Origin of the sequence: Mycobacterium simiae, from assembly GCF_008370645.1 — a bacterium.
GTDB classification, from domain to species: domain Bacteria; phylum Actinomycetota; class Actinomycetes; order Mycobacteriales; family Mycobacteriaceae; genus Mycobacterium; species Mycobacterium simiae_A.
In genome coordinates this window covers 1-3465 of sequence record NZ_VTZN01000300.1, presented here as the reverse complement: position 1 = coordinate 3465, position 3465 = coordinate 1, and the positions used below count along the sequence as shown (strand labels likewise).

The 3465-nt window shown below is 64.8% G+C and carries 3 protein-coding genes; all 3 read left to right on the top strand.

The window, feature by feature from the left end; all coding sequences use genetic code 11:
• Positions 1-720: 720 nt before the first annotated feature.
• Entirely contained in the window at positions 721-1614 is an 894-nt protein-coding gene (locus F0Q45_RS25005; protein WP_149656445.1) for a sulfurtransferase, read from the top strand.
• Complete coding sequence (locus F0Q45_RS25000; protein ID WP_149656444.1) at positions 1611-2030, top strand: SufE family protein; 420 nt, start codon at positions 1611-1613, stop codon at positions 2028-2030. Before F0Q45_RS25005 ends, F0Q45_RS25000 begins: the two co-directional genes overlap by 4 nt.
• A 106-nt stretch (positions 2031-2136) precedes the next feature.
• On the top strand, positions 2137-3465 hold a 1329-nt coding region (locus F0Q45_RS24995), incomplete at its 3' end, for an acetyl-CoA carboxylase biotin carboxylase subunit (protein WP_149656443.1).

Below are 3465 nucleotides of genomic sequence, written 5' to 3'. Positions count from 1 at the left end.
GACTGATATGTAAGGGATGTCAATGCGGCGCGGTTGCCCCAGCAGTCCGGCACGGTTTGTTCCTGCTGCTCGGGCGGATAAGCTGCCTCCGGGCGAGCCACAGCCATAAGCTGTGCCACTTCCTCCCTCGACGAAACCGCCACTGTCCGCTTTGTCGTCGTTGAGCGCTTTGCGTTGATCTTGCTGAGTCGTCGCGCGTAGATTCGCCTAACTGGGTACACGACACACGCTGCACAATTGCTCGCGTGGTGCTAGCGCCGGACGTCAGAACCGCGGCGTGCCGGGTGGGGGTCCCCAATTAGCGGGACCCCCACCCGGCACCATTGCCGCATACGCACGGCTTCTTTGGATGGCCGGCGAATCAGGCGTTGATGCTGTCAACCGACAAAGTAATCTCTGCGACGCAGAATTCCTCCTCTGCGAACAGTAGTTCATGCGACATGATTCACCCCCTCTCCCGTGGTAGCCGCACTCGAATGGTCGCCGAGCGATGCATACCGAAGTGCTGTGCCGTGCGTCCCGTGCGGCAATTGGCCTCCAATCTTCCGTGTCGAACTAGCCAAGGTCTGTCCACCAAACGGTTAACTAGCGATGAATAGCCGTGTCCCCCGATTGGGGGACACGGCTATTCGAAATGCGCGTGGGTAATCGCTGTAGAGGACCGCTTCGCTCTGGCCTGGCGGCTCTGAGCTAAACGCGGTCAGCGGTAGGCTCGATACCGTGCCCTTACCCGCAGATCCGAGTCCTACCTTGTCGGCCTACGCCCACCCCGAACGGCTCGTCACTGCCGACTGGCTATCTGCCAACCAGGGCGCTCCCGGCCTAGCAATCGTCGAATCCGACGAGGATGTGCTGCTTTACGACGTCGGCCACATTCCCGGTGCCGTCAAAGTCGATTGGCATACTGACCTGAACGACCCGCTGGTGCGCGACTACATCAACGGCGAGCAGTTCGCTGCATTGATGAACAGCAAAGGCATCGCCCGCGACGACACCGTGGTGATCTATGGCGACAAGAGCAACTGGTGGGCAGCCTACGCACTGTGGGTTTTCACCTTGTTCGGCCACCCCGATGTGCGCCTGCTCAACGGCGGGCGCGACCTGTGGCTCACCGAACGCAGGGACACCACGCTAGACGTTCCGACCAAGACATCGACCGATTATCCTGTCGTGGCGCGCAACGACGCCCCCATCCGCGCGTTCAAAGACGACGTGCTGGCCATCCTCGGCGACCAGCCACTGATCGACGTGCGGTCACCGGACGAATACACCGGCAAGCGCACCCACATGCCTGAGTACCCTGAGGAGGGCGTGCTACGCGGCGGGCACATCCCCACCGCCCGGTCGATTCCGTGGAGTAAGGCCGTCGACGAGAGCGGACGGTTTCGCAGCCTGGCGGAACTCGAAGAGCTTTACGGCTTTCTGAGCCCCGACGACAAGACCATGGTGTACTGCCGGATCGGCGAGCGATCCAGCCATACCTGGTTTGTGCTGACCCACCTGCTGGGCAAGCCTGGGGTACGCAATTACGACGGCTCGTGGACCGAGTGGGGTAACACCGTGCGGGTGCCAATCGTTGCCGGGGAAGATCCGGGAGCCACACCCACGAGATGACTCTGCCCGCGCCGCTGGCCGAAGTGGTGTCTGACTTCGCCGAACTTCAGGGCCAGGACAAGCTGAAGCTGTTGCTGGAATTCGCCAATGAGCTTCCAGCGCTGCCTGCTGAGTTCGGAGAAGAGGCCATGGAGCCGGTGCCCGAGTGCCAGTCGCCGCTGTTTTTGCATGTCGACGCGAGCGACCCCGAGCGGGTGCGGTTGCACTTCAGCGCGCCGGCCGAAGCGCCAACCACCCGCGGGTTCGCCTCTATCCTGGCAACCGGGCTCGACCAGCAACCCGCCGCCGCGATCCTGGCGGTGCCCGAGGATTTCTATACGGAGTTGGGGCTGGCCGCCCTGATCAGCCCACTTCGGCTGCGGGGTATGTCGGCGATGCTCGCCCGAATTAAACGGCGGCTGCGCGAACCGGCCTGAACCGGGACCGCGTGACTGGGCTGACGGTGCGGCGCATAAACTTCCCGGCAAAGACTAGTAAGAAATTCTCTTAGAGACGCAGACGACGTCAGCACAGGAGGCGCAGGTGCCCAGTCACGCCAGCTCGAGGATCTCCAAAGTTCTCGTCGCCAATCGCGGCGAGATCGCAGTCCGGGTGATCCGGGCAGCCCGGGATGCCGGCCTGGCCAGCGTGGCGGTCTACGCCGAACCCGACGCCGAGGCGCCGCACGTCAGCCTCGCGGACGAGGCGTTCGCACTGGGCGGGCAGACTTCGGCCGAGTCCTATCTCGACTTCGGCAAGCTGCTGGACGCGGCCGCCAAGTCGGGCGCCAACGCCATCCACCCCGGCTACGGCTTCCTCTCGGAAAACGCCGACTTCGCCCAGGCCGTGCTCGACGCCGGCCTGATCTGGATCGGACCCAGCCCCCAGTCCATCCGCGACCTCGGCGACAAGGTCACCGCCCGCCACATCGCCGCCCGCGCCCAAGCCCCTTTGGTGCCCGGCACGCCGGACCCGGTCAAAGACGCCGACGAGGTGGTCGCCTTCGCCAAAGAGTACGGAGTGCCGATTGCCATCAAGGCGGCGTTCGGCGGCGGCGGCAAAGGCATGAAGGTGGCGCGCACCATCGACGAGATCCCGGAGTTGTTCGAGTCGGCTACCCGCGAGGCCGTCGCCGCCTTCGGTCGCGGTGAGTGCTTCGTGGAGCGCTATCTAGACAAGCCCCGCCACGTCGAGGCGCAGGTGATTGCCGATCAGCACGGTAATGTCGTCGTCGCCGGCACCCGTGACTGCTCGCTGCAGCGCCGCTTCCAGAAGCTGGTCGAGGAGGCGCCGGCGCCGTTCCTCACCGACGCGCAGCGCAAGGAGATCCACGAGTCGGCCAAGCGGATCTGCAAAGAAGCCCACTACTACGGCGCGGGCACCGTGGAGTACCTGGTCGGCCAGGATGGCCTGATCTCGTTCCTGGAGGTCAACACCCGGTTGCAGGTCGAGCACCCGGTCACCGAGGAGACCGCGGGCATCGACCTGGTGTTGCAGCAGTTCAAGATCGCCAACGGCGAGAAATTGGACATCACCGAGGATCCGACGCCCCGGGGGCACGCTATCGAGTTCCGGATCAATGGCGAGGACGCCGGGCGGGGCTTTCTGCCCGCGCCCGGCCCGGTGACCAAGTTCCATCCGCCGTGCGGCCCCGGCGTGCGCCTGGACTCCGGGGTGGAAACCGGCTCGGTGATCGGCGGCCAGTTCGACTCGATGCTGGCCAAGCTGATTGTGCACGGCGCGAACCGGCAGGAGGCGCTGTCGCGGGCGCGGCGAGCACTCGACGAGTTCGAGGTGGAGGGTCTGGCCACGGTGATCCCATTCCACCGGGCCGTCGTGCGCGACCCGGCGTTCATCGGCGACGAGCACGGT